Below are 19561 nucleotides of genomic sequence, written 5' to 3'. Positions count from 1 at the left end.
TCGGAATTAATTAACTTAGTCTTTCATCGGAAAATCGTAACCGATTTTCCGTAACGTAATTATACACGAACACGTTGGGCACAACCTAGAAAATAGCAATATGAGTAAAAATGAGTTTGATTTAATTATTCATCAATATCAAGAAGGAATTATAACATTTAGAACACAAATTTCTTTGTTAATTCAAATTATTACTGTCTTAGTCGTTGGAAATATTACTGTCGTCGGGTTTGCATTTCAAAATATATCTTCTACCTTATTATTTGTTGGAGCTGTATTTCCAATTGCCATTATAATCGCATCTCGTTTAACGAAAAAGTTAATGAATCCAATAATTGAAAATTGCTTAGAAATTGAACAAAAATATCTAAGCAAAGAATCGCCAAAACTCATACATGGATTCGCCTCTAAGATTTTAATAAAATATGATAATGAATCCATTTCAAAAATAAATTTCACCAACAGTAGAATATTTAGAAACATCTTTTATTTAATATCTATTGGTCAGATTTTATTAGGATTTCTATTACATTATTATTTCAACTGGTATATAATTTAACGGCAATGCCCAACAACGTGTATAGCTCATTGCGGCTGAATTCCTAATCGGAATTCATTGCAATTTGTTATCTTTCGTTCTTAATCCGAAAATCCTAAACGGATTTTCACGCAACAAACCATACACGAAGACGTTCTACGCAATTTGAAAAAAGTATTTTACATATTAACAATCTTTCTGCTGACAATCAATGTACAAGCACAAAATGAAAAATCCGAATTTATCGGAACATATGGCGATATGATTTTGGCTAATGGAGAATTTGGAGGAACTGAATTGGAATTAAAAGCGGACGGAACTTTTCGATTGCGAACAACTGATTATGTTTACCCACAAACCTTTAAAGATTATACAAACGAAGGAAAATGGATTTTAAAAGATGGAGAAGTTATTCTAAATCCAGATTTACAAAGGCGAGAGCCAACTGTGAATATAATCGAAAAGCAAATTGGACTTAAAGACTCAATTGAAATTAAAGTCAATCATTACATTGAACTTTACGAAAACCAAAACTTGATTGAAAAACAAAAAACGGAATTTGAATTATTAACTCTGTACTTTAATAAAAGAAGAAAATACAAGCATTTAACAAGAGAATGGTTGAAAGAAGGAAGTTGCGCTTGGGCACCTCAAATAAGAAATAGAGTGAATTTGGATTCAACAAATACTTTTAGAATAGCAAAAAAGGACATTGAGAAAATCGGAATTTACACTTACGGATTTACAGATTTTATCGAACTGGAAACAGAAAATAAAAATTCTGACTATTACGAGATAGATGTTGTAATTCCTATCGACAAAGAAAGAATGCCGAGAAATAAAAAAGTAATCATAAAAGGAAATAGAGCTTATTTTTACGAAATAAAAGGAAAAGTAAGTAAGTCACTGAATAATTTATGGAAAAAAACTGCGTAGAACACCGTGTATAATTAATGGCTGGTTCTCGCCTACTTACGAAAATCCTCGCGGATTTTCTATTCGGTTTTTATTTGCTAAATAGGTGCTTAAACACGCCACTAATCATACACAAAAACGTTGGGCAACATTATTAATAATGAAACTATAATAATTAAATTCAAATTCATGAAAGCTCTAAAATTAATTTTTACACTACTAGTCGTTACTTTCTCCATTAATTGCAGTACTCCAAAACAAGGAAATATTACTCAAATTGATTATAAATTAGAATCTATTGAATATAATATTGAGGATAGTAGCATAAAAAACCTAGTGCAAACTAATATGGATAAAACGAAATTTAAAAAAGGACAATCAATTAAAGAATCTACTTTTATTAAGGAGAGGAAACGAATTGCGAAATTGATACGTAAAAATGAAAATCCAAATTTTTCTACTGATCAAGTAAGTTTTGAGATTGACACAACTGTATCAAAAAATAAATTCTCAGTGACTACTACAATCAAACAATGATTAAACCATTCGTATTTTAAATTAAAACGTAGCCCAACAACGTGTATAATTCATTGCGGCTTTGGTGTTTAATCGAAAGAGTTTATTCTATTTCGTATATTTAGTTCATCGGAAAATTTGCAAGTCACAACCTCGCTCATTTTCCTCCAACGGAATTTTCGCCAGTCACAGACTGGCTCATCTTAGCTCAAAATGAGCTTCGGCTGAATTCCGCAACAAACCATACACAAATGCGATGGAATACATTCGCCAAAGGCGAACTTTAATATGCGCAGCTTCGCTGTCATTGCATCTTAAAGTAAATGTATTCCATCTCAGGGTTAAACCAAATTACTACAATTCTTATTTGCTAAATTATCGCCTTTAACGAGCTTCGAGCTAAAACGTAAGCCATCGTCGGTTAATAGTAATTTGATTCTGTTTCTCGAATTCTCAATCTAATAAATTCTACAATTTACGCTTCGCTAAAGCGAACCTAATTGATGAACAATAAATTAAGATTTATTCGAAGTTGCCTTCTTAATTTATTGTTTAAGAATTTATTATCTTTTCATTCTCTAACCAGAACTACGTTTAACCCTGAGTTATATGCAATTGCTCAATTCTTACTCAAACTCACTTTATGTGCTTACTCATAATCGCTTTATGTTAGCTCGTTTGCGATATTACGTGATTACCCAAGAGTTAGTAACTGAGCTACTTTCGGCTCAATGTGATTACTCTTACTCGCCTTTTCCTAGCCTCATTATGGCAACACGTGATTACTCTGATTTTCACAACAGCATATAACAACGTGTATAATAAATGCTAAACTCATACTTCAATTTAAAATCTTATATTTAATCATCTGATTTGTTACAACCTTAAATCCTGCGGATTATAGGTCGCACAAATCATACACGAAGACGTTGTAGCCAATTAGAAAAATGAAATCACGAATGGCAATTGGAATAGGAATTATAATAGCAATATTCGCTTTGATTTATTTTACAAAGTCGAATACCAAAACTGTATCTTCTGAATTGACAAAAACGGAATATAGAGTAAAAGGAACAATTTTCTATCACGAAGATGATTTCTGCCAAATAGAGATTATACCAAAAGAGAACTTATCGGATTTACTAAAACAAGCGGACAACATAGCTGATTTTACTGCTGAAAAAGGATATTCGGATATCTATGTTAGAGAAGAAAACAAAGTGAGTTTAAAAAGCCGAGAAATTGAGAGAACTGAACTTGAAAAACTTTTGACTGAACTCGGAACTGAAAAACATACGGAAGTTATAACAGGATACGGAAGTGATTATCGAGTGAAAAGTGAAAACACAATTGGATATGGAAAAGAATATTCAGCAGTTTATTTTGATTTTGAGAATGACAAAGTCAAGAATATTTGGATTACGAATCTATTTGGACTGAATCACGAAAAAGTTGTTGACGTGCTTTCCAAAATTGGAGAAAAATGGAATTTAGTTTTGATGGATTGGAATAGTTCGGAACTGATTGACTTGTCGAATAAAGAGATGATAAATAAATATTTAAAATAACTGGCTACAACAACGTGTATAGTTCATTGCTCAGTTGGTTAAGACGAGGAAATTCTCCTACAATTTGTATATTTAGCTAAACGGAAAAATTGTGCAACTCAACCTTGCGCTTTTTTCCCGCGGAATTTTCGCCACATGTGGCTCATCCTAGCCCAAAAGCGCTCGGCTAAATTCCGCACAAACCATACACAAATACGTTGGGCACAATTTAAAAGCTACTTAAAAAATGAAAGTTATAGAAAGTTTTTTAGAAAAAGCTTGGGGAGATTCTGTAGATAACCCAAAAATAGAAGATATAGAAGTAGCCATTAAGGAAACTCAGGAAATGGATGACGAACATGGTGCATTTTGGGTTGGAGTCTTTGGAGAAGATGATAAAGAAATAGTTTTAGAAGTTAGCAAATATCTTACACAGACTTTGATACTAGATCCTGAAAACTCAAATCCTGAAACATTTAATGAAAAAAGATCTCGTGCTGAAAACTGGGAAGAGATTCTACAGAATTTTAAATTACTCTTAAATGGAGAAATTGATGAGATATTATCTAGAATAACGAAATAATAAACAGTGCCCAACAACGTGTATAGTTCATTGCTCGGAAATTCCTAATCGGAATTTCTGTCGCTTCTGAACAAAAGGTCTCTCTTTATTTGCTAACTTAGTGCAGACGCAACGAAACCATACACGAACACGTTACCCACAAGCTGAAAAACCAACCCCACAAAAGCAAAGAGTGCTATCGCACACATTGCTTTTTTCCCACCTCTGACTGATAATGCTAATTATAGTCTGTTGTTTAAGCTGAATACTAAAGTTAGCTTTGCATACTTTAATTAGCAATGGATTCAAAACAAATCATATTAATAAAATTTGGAGAAAGAGTTCGAGAAATCCGAAAGGAGAAAGGACTTTCTCAAGAAGAATTAGCACATAAAGCTGATTTGCACAGAACTTATATCGGTATGATTGAGAGAGCTGAAAAAAATATCACTCTTTTAAATATTGAAAAAATTGCGAATGCACTTGAAGTAAATATTAGAGAGTTGATATGAGAGTAGAAGAAATAGAAGAATTAAGAGCAGGTTTGCAAAATAGTTTTGATTTGCTAGTAAAAAAAATTGACAAAATTCAAATCGGCACAAAAGAACAATTCCCTTATGGATGGAGAAATGCAGGTAAAGGTAGAACTGTATGGAGAATTGTTGAAGAAGTTGTAACTCAAAATCTTGAAAATTATTTTAAAGAATTCAACCTTCAAAGTATAGCAGTTGCGGAATCTGAAGTTTGTATTTTTGATTTTGAGTGCAAACTTCAAGGAATTGAAAACACAGCCTATGTAAATATTAAAACATCTGTTAATGGTGGTAAAAGTCAAAAAGATGATATATCAAAAGGCGATGGATTAAAAGCTTTTTATGAAGAGGATGATAATAAAACCTTCTTTGTCGGAACCTTCTTTATAGACTTTAATGAAGATATGACAATTCAAATTGACAGAGCTGTCGTATTTCCGATTGCTTGGATACAAGATATTTATGTAAATCCTAGTAACAATGGAAATCTTCAATCAAAATATTATAAAAATATTGAAGATGCTGTAAAACGTTCTGATTCAGATTTTTATAAATTATTCACTAACGCTTTGGCGTTTGCAAAAAGTAAAAAAGATGCAAAAGCAGGAGATATAATTAAAGAACCCGAAGGAAATTATTACAAAAAAATAAAAGGAAGATGGAAAGAAGTCCAAGAAAATGGAGATGATATTGAACCTACACTCTTTTAGATAAATTAAGGGCAAAATCATCGATGTTTTGGATTACTGCCATATCGAATTTCAAATTTTCGTAAACTATCGAGTTAATTTTTATAATAGCCTCTTCAAATTTAAGTTTACCTTCTAAAACTTCCTTTGAAATAATAGTTAGTTTCTTTTTTTCTTCTTCTGTAAACGGAATTATTGGTAATTGAGAAATATAACCAGATGTTACCATATTAGACCTTATTAAAACACCTCTAACCAAATAAGTAACTAAATGACTATTTAAGTAGGCTAACATCCAATAAAGGTCTTGTTTAGGAGTAAAAATATTAGGGTTAACACCAAATGTTGAATTTTCAGGTAAATAACAAGCACTAAATGGCAATCCCATTGATGAACAAGTTATACCTTCTTTAAAAACAAACTGCTTATTTCTAACCATAAAATCCTTGACTACTAAAGATTCTTCCATAAAATGATTAATTAAATAGGAATCTTCAGTTGTTTTAAATTTTCTCGAACCTGGATTTTTATAAAAAGGAATCTCGAATCCATCCTTTTTTTCTTTAGACAGATATTTCTTGTCATTACCTGTTGAAATTCCTGTTATACAATTATAAATTTCACCGATTCTGGGATTGTGAAATAATGACAATACATCTTTATCAACATCAACAATAAACTGATTTGCAGTCTTTTTTTTACTCAACACAATATCATCAATATCAACTTCATTAAATCTTCTATTTTCAAGAATTTCTTTTAAATCACGAGTATTATTCGGTCTATTAGAAATTTGAACTTTGTCTTGATATTGTTTACCCTTTTGTAAAACCAAAATACAAGTTCTAACATCTGCTTTCTGAGACCAAAACAAATCATTAGGACATAATATTAATTGATGAATTGCACAACTATCAATAATTTGTTGCCTTAAACCAGAATGCATTGTTGCCGTTAGAAAAGAATCTGAAACAATTACACCTATTAAAGAACCATCTTTTGCGCAATCAACAATGGCAGATAAAAACATAGAATACATATTATGTACCCCAACTTTACCAAACAACTTTTTAAGTTCAGTCTTATTATCTTTGATATAGTCTAATTCGTGGCAATTATAAGGTGGATTTGCTATATAATAGTCGTATTCTAAATCTATCGAATTTGAAAAAAACAAAGCTTCTTTTTGCTCTTTATAAAACTCAATAAAATCCTGCTTTCGAAAATTTGAATATTGAATATTTCCGTGTTCAATTACATCAAAACTATCTATTTCTTTTCCGTGAATAAAAAAGGTTTTTAGCAACTCTTCATCGCCAACAGCTGGGTCTAAAACTTTTCTTCCATTTGGATTCAAATCTAATAATTGATTACTAATGAATTCAGAAACGAAACTCGGTGTGGAATAATAACCCGAATCTCTTTTATCAATTCCGTTTTCATTAACCAATATTTTTTCGAATCTACCCATTTATTGAAGTGCTAATTATAGTATGCAAATCTAACTACAATATTTGACATATCAAAATCGATTATGAAATATCCCTCACTAATCTCAAGCACATTTGCTATTCTCGTACCTCAAAAATCAAAAGAGCTTTCAAGCCAACGTTGAATAACAAACTAAATGAAAAAAAGCCAGTGGGTAACAACGTATATAAAAAATAGCGGTTTAAGTGCTTAAATAGAAGTGATTTCTGTAAATTTAACATCAGTACCAAACCGTAAAGTTAGTGCTTAAAAATCCGCTACTTTTCATATACAAGACCGATGGAATACATTCGCCAAAGGCGAACTTTAATATGCGCAGCTTCGCTGTCATTGCATCTTAAAGTAAATGTATCCCATCTCAGGGTTAAACCAAATTACTACAATTCTTATTTGCTAAATTATCGCCTTTAACGAGCTTCGAGCTAAAACGTAAGCCATCGTCGGTTAATAGTAATTTGATTCTGTTTCTCGAATTCTCAATCTAATAAATTCTACAATTTACGCTTCGCTAAAGCGAAACTAATTGACGAACAATAAATTAAGATTTATTCGAAGTTGCCTTCTTAAATTATTGTTTAAGAATTTATTATCTTTTCATTCTCTAACCAGAACTACGTTTAACCCTGAGTTAGCAATAATAAAAGATAACCCTTATGAATAAACTGATTTTTATAATTATAATTTTATCTACCTATCTATCATTTGGACAAAAATCCGATTCCCTTTCTTTGAAAATTGATTATGGAGTAAAATCAGAAGAATTTCAAGATTATCTTTTAATGAAACATATAGATTTCTATAAAGTTAAAGTATCCGATAAAAACCTAAAGGATAAATCATTTACGATTATCTCAAAAGAATATTGGAATAAAAATCTAACTAAAACCGATACAATAATAAACCTATCTAATTCGGCTAGAAAAATAACTAATGATTCTCTAAAATTTAATATTATAACTGAAAAAACTGACAAAGATAGTCTACAAATTTATTTTAGTTTTAAAGGACTATTCAGCACAACAAGAAAGTTCAAGACAACAGAAGCGAATAACTATTCTGCAAGAGATTTATCGAATGGAATAGAAACAAAATTTGAATATGGAAATAGTTTCCCTTTAATCGTTTATAGTTTACCCTACAAAAACCCTAAATATCCAGGTTATTTATTTTATTGCGAATTAAGTAGAGAAGGTATTCCACCTGAACAATGGGGTGAAAAATTCAATCTCGAACACTATATAATATTCGAAATGAAATTTGAATAATTACTATTGCTAACAACGTGTATAATTCATTGCTACGCTAGCTGGTTAAGAGGAAGATTGAGATAATATTTGTAACTTTAGTTTTCGGAAAATTAGCAAGTCACAGCCTCGCTCCTTTTCCTCCAACGGAATTTTCGCCGTAAACGGCTCATCCTAGCGCAAAAGCGCTCGGCTGAAATTCCGCAACAAACCATACACGAAGACGTTGTAGATAATTATCAAATAACATTTCATAAATGAAAGAATATAATAGAGTCGTCATTATAGGAAATGGTTTTGACAAAGCTGCTGGGCTCAATACTAGCTATAAAGACTTTATTGATTATTATGTAAAAAATGCTATTGGATATTTTTTTTCAGAAAATGAATATGATTCAGAATTGTTATCTATAAGTGGTGGAAAGGTAAATTATAAAGAGCCTTTCATGGATCGACTTAAAACCCTTCAAAATAAAGAAAGTGCAATTGCTGCTCTAAACTATATCGCAGGAGTAAGTAGAATTACATATAAATATTCTTTTTTCGAAGAAATAATAAAAACTAATAATGAAAGATGGGTAGATATTGAACAATACTATTTCGATAAGTTAATGAGTATTTATAATCTAAGTGGACATGGATATTCAAAAACACGCAAAATAAAAATGATCAGTGAGCTTAATGCTTTTATGGATATTCTGACAACTCAACTGCACAAATACATATTTAATATAGATTCGAATTCTAGTATATCCTATGATAATTCTCCATTAAGTTCTTTAATAGATCGTTGCCAGAAGAGATTAAACGGTAATGTTGCTAGCCTTGTTACTAGACATAATAGATCTGAAGACCCACAAAATGTCATTTTCCTAAACTTCAATTATACAAATACAATAAAATCGCTCACAAAAAGTGACTCAATTAGAAAAAAAGTAAAACATATAAGTATTCATGGGAACGTTAAAGATCCTGATAACCCAATTATTTTTGGTTATGGAGATGATACAAATGAGCACTATCAGAGACTGGAATATGAAGACGACAATGAGTTAATTAGAAAAGTAAAATCTTTCCATTATCCAAGAACAAAAAATTATCACCATCTTCTTGGTGTCTTAGAATCTAAAGAGTACGATGTTTTTCTTATTGGTCACTCCTGTGGTTTATCTGATAGAACATTGTTGAAAACTATATTTGAACATAAAAATTGTTTGGCGATTCAAAACTATCATTACAAGGGTGAATCAGAAGATTTTGATAAGAGAATGCAAATTTCAAGACATTTTACCGATAAAGTATTAATGAGAGAAAGAGTCCTGCCATTTGATGAAGAAGCTTCAATTCCCCAATTTTGAAAACTATCTACAACAACGTGTATAGTTCATTGCTTCTGATTTTCCTTTCGGAAAATCCAAGCTGCTGAACATTGGGTGTTTCTTTTTGCTATCTTAGTGCTAACGCAACAAACCATACACGAACACGTTGTGTACAATATCCCCGAAACCCTAAAATGAAAAAAATACTGATTTTAATATTGACTTTTTTACCTCTGACTTTACTCGGACAGCATTTGAAATGTTGTGAATCGGAAAAAGAAGTTGAATCGTATTTGAGCGGAAAGTGGAAAGAAAAGAATGACGCATCTAATACAGTTTATGAATATTGGTTTGAAAATGGAAAAGGTCATTTATCGGAAATAGAAATTGCCGAAAATGGTGACGAATTAATTGAACTCGAAGTCCAACCATTTGTGGTAATAATTAAATATGACGGTGGATTCAAAATCAAATTCACTTATCCTTACGAAAATTGGGTTTCGGAATTGAAATACTTGAATTCTAACAAACTGATTTTGATAACGGACGGAAAAGAAACTGAATATTATAAATACGAAAAATAAAAATACTGTACACAACAACGTGTATAGTTCATTGCTCGGAAATTCCTATCGGAATTTCTGTCGCTTCTGAACAATGGGTTTCTGTTTATTTGCTAACTTAGTGCAAACGCAACGAAACCATACACGAACACGTTAGCACCAATTTGAACAAAAAATGAGACAAATTTTATTGACATTGATTCTAATTACAATTTGTGGAATTGTATGTGCTCAAAAATATGAACCATTAGAACTTGTTCAAAAAGTATTTACTGATAAAAAATTTGCAAAAAGGACAAACAAATATTCGACTGGAGAATATAAAGGACATCCGAATGCAAACGACTTATCTGAAAATACAAAACTGAACTTTCGACTTCTCGCTAAATCCAAAAATACTGCTGTGGTTAATGTTACAATTTTAGACAGTCTTGGAAACGGAATTGATACTTACGCTCACCTTGAAAAAGATAAAAATTGGAGAATAGAAGCATTCAGAGCATTGGCAATGACAGGTTTTATGGAGCAAGCATTGTTGGAAATGGAAAAAATGACGGAAGAACAAATAGATACTCTAATTCAAAAGGATAATGAAACTTTTAAATCAAAAAAAGAGTTCTACCAAGAATTAGAGAATATCAAGTTGACTTTGGCATTGGACGACACCATAATAGAACATTTTAATAAGAACAGAGAGAAGTTTGAGAAATTAAAAACCGAAATTCAAAACACGGAATTTACGAGAGAAGAACAGTCGTACAGAAAAATAAATTTGGGAGAACAAATCAAAACAGATTATAAAGGATTGCTAATCAACACAATTTCAACTTCTTTTAATTGCGAAAGTTGTTTTGAATTTGTGATTGGTGGAATGGTTGACAATACTGTCGGATATTTTTACATTCCGAAAAAAGAAGACGTACCAAAAATGAATCCGAGTAGAATTATTATGATTAAGGAAATCGGGAATGGATGGTATCTATTTAAAACAACATAAAAACTGGTGCTAACAACGTGTATAGCTCATTGCTAATTAGTTGCTTAAACCGAAATTAAGGCGTATTTGGAAAGTCACCAAATTTTTAAAATTGACGATTTCCAATAAAAAAGATAAATAGTAAAATTTAAAAATTTGGCTTGTGGCTCAACCGAAAAATAATCGCTAATTTGCACGCAACTAGCCATACACCAGACCGATGGAATACATTCGCCAAAGGCGAACTTTAATATGCGCAGCTTCGCTGTCATTGCATCTTAAAGTAAATGTATTCCATCTCAGGGTTAAACCAAATTACTACAATTCTTATTTGCTAAATTATCGCCTTTAACGAGCTTCGAGCTAAAACGTAAGCCATCGTCGGTTAATAGTAATTTGATTCTGTTTCTCGAATTCTCAATCTAATAAATTCTACAATTTACGCTTCGCTAAAGCGAACCTAATTGATGAACAATAAATTAAGATTTATTCGAAGTTGCCTTCTTAATTTATTGTTTAAGAATTTATTATCTTTTCATTCTCTAACCAGAACTACGTTTAACCCTGAGTTACCCAACATTTAAAAAATGCGAACTGAAATCAAATATTTAGAATTGAAAAGCGGATTTTCAGACAATGGAAATGCGTGGATTGGACTTGTTTCCTTCTCAAAAAGCGGAAAGACAATTTACTTTGACGGAAAAGCATTCCAAAGTTTGAACGGAATGGGAATTAGCGGAAACTATTTTGACCTAGAAAGCGGAGACGAATATTGGATTTCGGGAGTAAAAAAAGATATGACTGACCGACACAAATTTGGCGGAGGAAAAATCTTTGTGGAAAAACGGATTTTGATTGATTATTTGCAAATAGTTGGTAAATCGGAATTGCCAAAAGCTGATTACGAATTGACCGAATTAGAAACTGAAAAACCAATCGAGCGGATTAATGAACTTGAAAACGAAAAAGCTCAACCAACTGAATTTGATTCTTACTTACATTTCAAAAACCCGAACGAATTAACCGATGAAGAAATTGAATTTGTAATAGCGGAATTAATTGAGGACGAGAAAAACGTTCAGTTCAATAAAGCAAGGAGAAGCTACAAGAAAAAACGACTTGAATTAGAAGCTGAACTTGAAAAACGTGGAATAAAAAACGTTGGGTAACAACGTGTATAGTTCATTGCTCGGAAATTCCTATCGGAATTTCTGTCGCTTCTGAACAATGGGTTCTTCTTTATTTGCTATATTAGTGAAAACACAACGAAACCATACACGAATACGTTGTGTAAAATTTTTAATTTAAACACCTATTAACAAATTATATTGAAAATCATAAACAAACCTGTATTAAAATTAATTATAATCTCGCTTCTTTTCTTTTTATTCTCAGATTGTGGATCAAGTAAAGAAATCAATGAATTATCATCACAAATAAACTGTCAAAAAAGAATTTACTTCGTTTGGGATGACGAAAGCAACTACGCAAAATATTCTAAAAATGGGAATTTCAACAACTTAGTCAAAAGGAAAAATCTAAATATTAAGGATTTATTCATAAGTACAATTAAGAGGTTAAACAAAAAACATGAAGGAGAATATATCTACTCAGAATATATTGGATTCCCTTCTGACTCTGTAATTTATGTAAAAGTAAAACTTGAAAAAGTAAATTGGAACATGGGATTTTCAAAGACAATTGCAGATATGCAAATGTCTTTCTCTACAAATGAAAAAGAACTCAAATTAATTGGCAGAAGTAACGGCTACAGCGGAGAAAAATGTTACTTAAAAAGTTTTGAGGATGCAACATTGCAATTTATCATTGCTAATTGTGGCAATTAAAAACAATACACAACAACGTGTATAGTTCATTGCTCGGAAATTCCTATCGGAATTTCTGTCGCTTCTGAACAATGGGTTCTTCTTTATTTGCTATATTAGTGAAAACGCAACAAACCATACACGAACACGTTGTACACAAGTTGAAAATCAATGCGCAAAACATATTACCTCTTATTAATCTCACTTTTGATTTTTGCATGTAGTAAAAATCAAGAATATGGAAATTCAGAAATTATCAATAAATATGAATTTACTGATTTCCAATCTGTGGTTAAAAACCCAAAGGAATTTTACAAAGACACTTTAAGAATTAAAGGACAAATTACAATGTCTTCCCATAATGTATCAATTACTGACGGAAAATCTTGGATTTGGATTGATTCATTTGAACCTGCTGTTGATTATGATACTGTTTATCAAAATCTTAATATGAGAGATGTAGAACTAATTGGAGTTTTTGATTTTAGAGAAAAAGGCTTCATGGATTCCTATGACGGAAAGTTCACTGAACTCTTTTATATAAAAACGGAATAAAAACCAGTGTACAACAACGTGTATAATCAATTGCTTGATTATAGCTTACTCGGAAAATCCTGCGGATTTTCCTCTGGTTCGTTTTCTTTTGCTAACTTAGTTCTTGCCAACGCAACGAAACCATACACGAACACGTTGTACAACATACGAATGAACAAACTGCTAACATTAAATATTCTGATTTTATTATTTGTTTCTTGCGTTAGTAAAGAAAAAAAAGAAGCGGAATTTTATGTAGAAACTCAAACTTCATTTTTCGGATTAAATCACTCGGATTGGACAAAAAGTAAATGGATAAGAAAACCCAAAAATCTAAAAATGATTCACGAAACATTTAAGAAATTTGGTTACGAAAAACTTGAAAACGGAATTCATAAAAGCGAGAATTTATTCATAGCCAATGGAATTTATATTAAACGGAATTTTGACAATGTTTTGGACAGTTTGGAACTGACTTATAACAAACCAGAAATGCAAACCAAATATTACGCTGAATTTTGGAATCGAAGAAAAGCGGAGAAAAACGACTCAATCGTTTATGAAATAATCCGAGAATTTAACTCTTTCAAATCGAACAAAAAACGACTGAATTATGAAAATCAGTTTGTAAATGATACTTTGGTTGACTTATTGAAAATTGAATTTGACAATGACAATCTGAATTCGGAAAAAGCGAAATCGGATTTTTACACATTAAAGAAATACGGACTTCATCAATCAGCTTATAACCTACTCTATGAACGAGTAGAATATTCTGAATTGGAATTAGACCGAGAAAAACTAAAAAAGGAATTAACAAAAGCGACGGAATTTACTTATCCTTGGTTAATCGATACGGAAAAGTAAGTACGTTGTACAACACCGTGTATAATAAATGCTAAACTCATACTTCAATTAAAATCCATATATTTAATCAACTGATTTGATACAACCAAAAATCCTGCGGATTATAGGTCGCACAAATCATACACGAACACGTTATATATCATAGTTGCTTTCTTACTATTTCCCTCTTTTTGTGATCACTCATGCTCGCAACACGTGAGCAAGTTTATGACAACACGTGCTTACTTAGATGCCTTTATGTGCTTACTCATACTCTATTTCCCTTAGCATCATTGCGGCGAAACGTTGTAGTTCGTTAACGCAACAACAATACATAACAACGTGTATAATAAATGCTAAACTCATACTTCAATTTAAAATCTTATATTTAATCATCTGATTTGTTACAACCAAAAATCCTGCGGATTATAGGTCGCACAAATCATACACGAACACGTTGTAAAACATTTCCAAAACAACCCAAAAAGCAGAATTGAATAATAGGACAAAAGAAATATTAGTAATTGCCATAAAAGTCTTAGCAGTCTTAGGATTTATATTGACTTTTTTAAGTCTTGGTGGTAGGACTTATGGTCTAAGAAATCCAAACCGACATAATTACGCTGTCTTCATTGGTGTCATTATGATTTTACCTTTTTTAATTTACTTTCTCTCGTCAAAACCAAAAAAGAAAAAAGTACTCAAAAGCAATTCTATCGATTTGGACAAAGCTGGACTTACAACAATGGAATATTTTGAAAAAAAGTCAAAGGAAAATATTTTCGAGATTTACGTGAAAAATGAAACTGCCGACACTCTAATTGTAAATAGGAATTCGCTCTTGGAGTCTAACAGTTGGTATGTTTTCACAACAGATAAGTACAAACCAATTTATTTTAATAACGGAATTGAATTCCATATTGACAAAGAGCTGAATCTTGAAATAGTGGATTATAGAAATCAAATAATCGGATTAGGAGACGACTATTTTCAAAAAAATGATGTACCTGAATATGTGAATTGGGCATTTATTGTCTCTGAACCGAATAAAGGAGATGGAATTTAATAAAAAACGTTTTACAACACCGTGTATAATTAATTGCTTTGGCAAGTGCTTATTTGGAAAATTCCTTCGGAATTTTCTCTCGTTCGTTTTTGTTTACTAAATTAGTTGCTTAACCACGCAACTAACCATACACAAGACCGTTGCCAATAATTTGAGAAAGAGCATAACTATAATATTGTTTTTACTACTTGGAATTAATTTTCAAGCAAACTCGCAGGAAATAATTTTCGCGAACGGAGACGATGAACGAAAAGAATATCCGGAAAACCTATCGAAATTTGTTGAACTGAAAGAACCTTTAACCGACACAATTGTTGTGGAAAAAAATCAGACTTTTACAATTGTTCTGACATCTAAAGAAGAATCGCTTCCGATTATGCTTCTTGGCTATCCTATTGAAACTTACGCTACGAAAAACAATCTGAAAATCCCTGAATACACAAATAAGGAATATTTAGCGTTATCGGACGAAGAAAAAAATAAAATCAATCTAATGATTCCGAGCATTGAGATAAATAAACGGATTGACTTGAATAATAAAATAATTATAGAAGCGAAAATTACGTCTGAAAATATTGAAAGATTTGACATCTTAATTGACCAAAGAGTTTTTAAGACGTATGTATTACAACTGAATTAAAAAACTATTGGCAACAACGTGTATAGTCAATTGCTTGGTCTGTGTGTACTCGGAAAATCCTACGGATTTTCCTCTGGTTCGTTTTCTTTTGCTAACTTAGTTCCTAGCCAACGCAACTAACCATACACGAACACGTTGTGTACAATTAAAATGAACCAAATCTTAAAGAAATTATCGAAAGAACTTTTAAGTGGAAAAGAAGTCGCAGAACTCTTTGATAATCCAAAAGATTTTCCAATCAAATTAGTTGAAAATCTATCAATCGAAACAGCTCTGAATTATTGGAATGAAAAAACTGACTTTGAAAATGGAGATTGCATAATGAACAATCTTCAAACATTTTGGGTCACAAATGAACATTATTGTAAAAATTTCGAATTCGGAAAAATTTCATGGGAATGTTACGAAGCTTTTGATGCTGGAGAATATATTAGATCAACTGATAGCATTGAAATTGATCCAGCGGAAAAGTATTCAAAACCATTGATTGAAAAATTATTAAAACGATTAAACCTAATTGAATAAATTAATGCCGACGTATCCACCAAGAAATACAGCGACAAAGAAAAATCAAATTCTGAATTATAAAATTTTTGAATTTCTGTCATTACTTGATGTAGAATCAACAGAAGAGAAAAAGAATAAAAAAGCTGAAGAAGTTAGAATTGCAATGCTCAATTTAATTAAAGCGAGAATAACATTGAATAAATCTTATAAATCAGATGATGAGAATAAAAATTCTATTCAATTGCGAAAGAAATTAAGCATTAACAAAACTAATTGGGAATCTTACACATACGATGATATAAAAGATTATTGCGAGAAAAACGGAAAATAATAGTTCAAAAATAACTGTACACAACAACGTGTATAGTTCATTGCTCGGAAATTCCTATCGGAATTTCTGTCGCTTCTGAACAATGGGTTCTTCTTTATTTGCTAACTTAGTGCAAACGCAACGAAACCATACACAAATACGTTGTACACAAGCTGAAAAATGAAGAATATTCCAAAACTTTATGATTTAACTATTGAGGAAATAAATGAACTTCTAATTTTAGGAATAATTAAATCAATTTCTGAAAAAAGAGAATTTGTTATAACACCTTTAAGCATTTTGGGAGCAAGTGGCTTTCCTATTGCTAATCAAACTGAAGTATTAAATAACAAAGCAAAAACGAAAAAAATAAAGCAAATATTAATTGACTTAAAAGACAAAGGATTAATTGAACAGAGAAAGTCTAAACAAGATTATTTAGGTATTAAAGAAACAGCATATAACTTGCTTAAAACAGTATGAATAAAAGCGAATGCATTGGAGCGAAAGTTGCACTAATAAACGGAATGTCTTTCGGATTAGGAATTTTATTTATCATGACATTTATCGGATTACTCTTTTCGGATGGTTTACTGGGATTAATCGGAATCGGAGCTTTATTGTCGTATAACTACTTATTCATTTCTTTAGCTCTGTTATATCTGGCTTTACCTTTCGCACTCTGGCTTTTTGGAAAAAGAAACTCTAAAAATTTAAATCAAGGAAAAAGTATTATAAAGACATCTGCGGAATTTTCGTTTGGTGTAAATTTGATTATTTGGATTGTGTTTTTGTTTTCTCAATTGGTACTTGGCGGAATTGAAAACTATCTTTATTTGAACTTAATAGTCATCGGAACTATACTCGTTTTGGGTTTCTTAACGACCTATACTTTCGGGTTTTATATTGTTAAACTGACAAAAGAAAAATTAAAAGCCAGTGTACAACAACGTGTATAATTAATTACTTCTGAATTTCCTACTCGGAAATTCCTCGGAATTAATTAACTTCTGTTTTCATCGGAAAATCAGTTTTGATTTTCCGTAACTAATCATACACGAACACGTTATATACAATTGCTCGGAACTTACTCAAGTGCGGAACTTTTTAATCACTCAAAATCGGAATTGGTGCTTACTCTACTCTGAATCTTTTATCTACTCGACTCTGAATTCTAATCAGAAACGGATTCTTACTCGTGCGGAGTTTTGAACAACTTTGCGGAATGTATTACTTAAGCGGAATTATCTAATCACTCTAACTCGGAATCTCAATCTTGCCTCAACGCTCTAATCAAACGTGATTACTCTACTCTCTCGCGACAGTATATAACAATGTGTATAATACATTGTTCAGTTTGTGTCTTCTCGGAAAATCCTACGGATTTTCCTACGTTGTGGTTTTATTTACTAACTTAGGTGCTAGCCAACACAACGTTATCATACACAAACTAGTTAGGCAACATATAACCAAAACTGAAAAAAGAACAAAGTGTCAAATCCTGAATTGAAACTTAATTTTGTAGTTGATAAAAATGAAGTTACAACTACTGAAAAAAAGATAGTCCATAACAAGAATTCTAGAAGGAATAAAATCAAGTTGAATAGAGATGAATATCAAGAAACAGTAATAAAATGGTCTTTATCTAAATACTTACAACCAGTAAAAGAAAATCCATTGAACACAGAATTCTTCCCTATTTCTTCCTCTAAATCATTGAGTAATGGGTTGTCAGCGGATTCGATACTCAAATATCTGAACTCAAATTTAGTTTTTGACTTTTATGAACTGAAAGAAAATGATAAATTAAATATAAGAATGGAATATAAACATCCCGAAATGTATAGAAAATCTAGACCTTATATTGGTAATTTCATTTCGTTTATATTTAAAATGGAATGGGAAATAAATAAAGGATTTGACCATATTCATAATTCTTATACAGAATTAAATGAAGGAAAAATTATTATTGAATAAAAAACGTTGCCTAACAACGTGTATAGTTCAAGCTATCACTTGAACTTCAATTAAAATTACTAACTTTAAACAAACTAATGGTTTTATCGGAAAATTAGCAAGTTAAGCCTCGCTATTTTCCTCCAACGGATTTTTCGCCACTCGTGGCTCACCAAAGCTAAAAATAGCTTCGGCTCAATCCGCACAAACCATACACGAACACGTTGGCATTAATTTACAGAAACATGGTATAATAATTGAAGCTTATTGATTCAACAGAATATTAAAATATGAGAATTAATAATTTGAAAATATTGATATTAGCATTTCTTTTGTCAGCTTCTACTTATGCTCAAAAGATTGACTCTCTAATATTAAAAAATAATCTTCCGAAAATTGAAAACCCGAGTATCAAACATTTAGATTCTCTACATTTAAAGTTTAACAAATCTCTGAACAGATTTCTAGAAAAAGAATACTCAGTCTCTACAAATGAACATCAATCCCCAAGTTTTTATCACATTCAAAATAACGGAATAAAAATATCATTGAATGATTATTTAAAAGAACAGTTGAAGGAAACAAAAAACAACTTTAAAGCATATTTTAAAATAGAAGTAGAATGGAATGGTAGAATTAATTTTATAAAACTTGTTGGTTATACTGGAGAAATAGATGATGTTGATTTCGTGAGTATTTGGAAAAACATTAAAGCGAAGCCAGGTATTGAATTTAGTATTCCAGCAAAATCTATAGTGACAATTCCTATATATAAAAACTAATGCCAACAACGTGTATAGCCAATTGCTAGTTCGGTGTGTACTCGGAAAATCCTACGGATTTTCCTCTGGTTCGTTTTCTTTTACTAATTTAGTTCCTAGCCAACGCAACTAACCATACACGAATACGTTGTGCATAATGTAACCCAACCGCAAAACTTACCGAATTGAATAAAATACCAAAGAATTTAAAATATCTGATAT

24 protein-coding genes are annotated in these 19561 nt (G+C 31.2%); 23 read left to right on the top strand and 1 reads right to left on the bottom strand.

From position 1 onward, the window contains the following. Positions 1-100: 100 nt before the first annotated feature. From Q0876_RS15450 to Q0876_RS15420, 7 genes are all read left to right on the top strand, one after another. Positions 101-559: a hypothetical protein gene (locus Q0876_RS15450; RefSeq protein ID WP_299229731.1), complete on the top strand. Its 459-nt coding sequence runs from the start codon at positions 101-103 to the stop codon at positions 557-559. A gap of 144 nt (positions 560-703) precedes the next feature. Beyond that, positions 704-1474, top strand: coding sequence for a hypothetical protein (locus tag Q0876_RS15445; RefSeq protein WP_299229728.1), 771 nt, complete (start codon positions 704-706; stop codon positions 1472-1474). 168 nt (positions 1475-1642) lie between these two features. Then, positions 1643-1990, top strand: a complete 348-nt coding sequence (locus tag Q0876_RS15440; protein WP_299229725.1) for a hypothetical protein — start codon at positions 1643-1645, stop codon at positions 1988-1990. 938 nt (positions 1991-2928) lie between these two features. After that, on the top strand, positions 2929-3537 hold the full coding sequence (locus tag Q0876_RS15435) for a hypothetical protein (protein WP_299229723.1): 609 nt from the start codon (positions 2929-2931) through the stop codon (positions 3535-3537). A gap of 226 nt (positions 3538-3763) precedes the next feature. After that, entirely contained in the window at positions 3764-4099 is a 336-nt protein-coding gene (locus Q0876_RS15430; RefSeq protein ID WP_299229720.1) for a hypothetical protein, read from the top strand. 278 nt (positions 4100-4377) lie between these two features. Then, positions 4378-4590, top strand: a complete 213-nt coding sequence (locus Q0876_RS15425) for a helix-turn-helix domain-containing protein (RefSeq protein ID WP_299229717.1) — start codon at positions 4378-4380, stop codon at positions 4588-4590. Further along, positions 4587-5321 carry a hypothetical protein gene (locus Q0876_RS15420; RefSeq protein ID WP_299229714.1) on the top strand — a complete coding sequence of 245 codons (735 nt, stop codon included), beginning with the start codon at positions 4587-4589 and terminating at the stop codon, positions 5319-5321. Before Q0876_RS15425 ends, Q0876_RS15420 begins: the two co-directional genes overlap by 4 nt. On the opposite strand, the gene Q0876_RS15415 is transcribed toward Q0876_RS15420, so the two are convergent. Next, positions 5308-6771, bottom strand: coding sequence for an N-6 DNA methylase (locus tag Q0876_RS15415; RefSeq protein ID WP_299229712.1), 1464 nt, complete (start codon positions 6769-6771; stop codon positions 5308-5310). The genes Q0876_RS15420 and Q0876_RS15415 overlap by 14 nt on opposite strands. 673 nt (positions 6772-7444) lie before the next feature. On the opposite strand from Q0876_RS15415, the gene Q0876_RS15410 reads away from it, so the two are divergent. The 16 genes from Q0876_RS15410 to Q0876_RS15335 all read left to right on the top strand — a co-directional run bounded on the left by Q0876_RS15410 (position 7445) and on the right by Q0876_RS15335 (position 19360). Further along, the gene (locus Q0876_RS15410) at positions 7445-8056 is read left to right on the top strand and encodes a hypothetical protein (RefSeq protein ID WP_299229710.1); all 612 of its coding nucleotides are present in this window, start codon (positions 7445-7447) and stop codon (positions 8054-8056) included. Between the two features lie 236 nt (positions 8057-8292). After that, positions 8293-9393 carry an AbiH family protein gene (locus Q0876_RS15405; protein WP_299229708.1) on the top strand — a complete coding sequence of 367 codons (1101 nt, stop codon included), beginning with the start codon at positions 8293-8295 and terminating at the stop codon, positions 9391-9393. 155 nt (positions 9394-9548) lie between these two features. Beyond that, positions 9549-9938 carry a hypothetical protein gene (locus Q0876_RS15400; protein WP_299229705.1) on the top strand — a complete coding sequence of 130 codons (390 nt, stop codon included), beginning with the start codon at positions 9549-9551 and terminating at the stop codon, positions 9936-9938. Between the two features lie 154 nt (positions 9939-10092). Beyond that, a complete protein-coding gene (locus Q0876_RS15395) occupies positions 10093-10914 on the top strand; it encodes a hypothetical protein (RefSeq protein WP_299229702.1) in 822 nt (273 codons plus the stop codon). Between the two features lie 566 nt (positions 10915-11480). Continuing rightward, the gene (locus Q0876_RS15390) at positions 11481-12062 is read left to right on the top strand and encodes a hypothetical protein (RefSeq protein ID WP_299229699.1); all 582 of its coding nucleotides are present in this window, start codon (positions 11481-11483) and stop codon (positions 12060-12062) included. A gap of 159 nt (positions 12063-12221) precedes the next feature. After that, complete coding sequence (locus Q0876_RS15385) at positions 12222-12740, top strand: hypothetical protein (RefSeq protein WP_299229697.1); 519 nt, start codon at positions 12222-12224, stop codon at positions 12738-12740. A 150-nt stretch (positions 12741-12890) separates the two neighbouring features. After that, positions 12891-13274 (top strand): hypothetical protein, encoded by a 384-nt coding sequence (locus Q0876_RS15380; RefSeq protein ID WP_299229694.1) that lies wholly within the window; start codon positions 12891-12893, stop codon positions 13272-13274. 150 nt (positions 13275-13424) lie between these two features. Next, a complete protein-coding gene (locus Q0876_RS15375; protein ID WP_299229691.1) occupies positions 13425-14120 on the top strand; it encodes a hypothetical protein in 696 nt (231 codons plus the stop codon). 472 nt (positions 14121-14592) lie between these two features. Continuing rightward, positions 14593-15165, top strand: a complete 573-nt coding sequence (locus tag Q0876_RS15370) for a hypothetical protein (RefSeq protein ID WP_299229688.1) — start codon at positions 14593-14595, stop codon at positions 15163-15165. Between the two features lie 175 nt (positions 15166-15340). Beyond that, on the top strand, positions 15341-15805 hold the full coding sequence (locus tag Q0876_RS15365) for a hypothetical protein (RefSeq protein ID WP_299229685.1): 465 nt from the start codon (positions 15341-15343) through the stop codon (positions 15803-15805). A gap of 150 nt (positions 15806-15955) precedes the next feature. Continuing rightward, positions 15956-16330, top strand: coding sequence for a hypothetical protein (locus Q0876_RS15360; RefSeq protein ID WP_299229681.1), 375 nt, complete (start codon positions 15956-15958; stop codon positions 16328-16330). After that, positions 16323-16643 (top strand): hypothetical protein, encoded by a 321-nt coding sequence (locus Q0876_RS15355; protein ID WP_299229678.1) that lies wholly within the window; start codon positions 16323-16325, stop codon positions 16641-16643. The genes Q0876_RS15360 and Q0876_RS15355 overlap by 8 nt, the downstream gene beginning before the upstream one ends. Positions 16644-16802: 159 nt before the next feature. After that, positions 16803-17105 carry a hypothetical protein gene (locus Q0876_RS15350; protein WP_299229675.1) on the top strand — a complete coding sequence of 101 codons (303 nt, stop codon included), beginning with the start codon at positions 16803-16805 and terminating at the stop codon, positions 17103-17105. After that, positions 17102-17581, top strand: coding sequence for a hypothetical protein (locus Q0876_RS15345; protein ID WP_299229673.1), 480 nt, complete (start codon positions 17102-17104; stop codon positions 17579-17581). Before Q0876_RS15350 ends, Q0876_RS15345 begins: the two co-directional genes overlap by 4 nt. A gap of 532 nt (positions 17582-18113) precedes the next feature. Next, positions 18114-18599: a hypothetical protein gene (locus tag Q0876_RS15340; protein ID WP_299229671.1), complete on the top strand. Its 486-nt coding sequence runs from the start codon at positions 18114-18116 to the stop codon at positions 18597-18599. A 269-nt stretch (positions 18600-18868) separates the two neighbouring features. After that, a complete protein-coding gene (locus Q0876_RS15335; protein WP_299229669.1) occupies positions 18869-19360 on the top strand; it encodes a hypothetical protein in 492 nt (163 codons plus the stop codon). The last annotated feature ends 201 nt before the right edge of the window (positions 19361-19561 follow it).

The sequence above is a fragment of the uncultured Psychroserpens sp. genome (assembly GCF_947503375.1).
In the GTDB taxonomy this organism is placed as follows: domain Bacteria; phylum Bacteroidota; class Bacteroidia; order Flavobacteriales; family Flavobacteriaceae; genus Psychroserpens.
The sequence above is the reverse complement of the archived record's forward strand: the minus strand, read 5'-3'. Positions and strand labels throughout refer to the sequence as shown.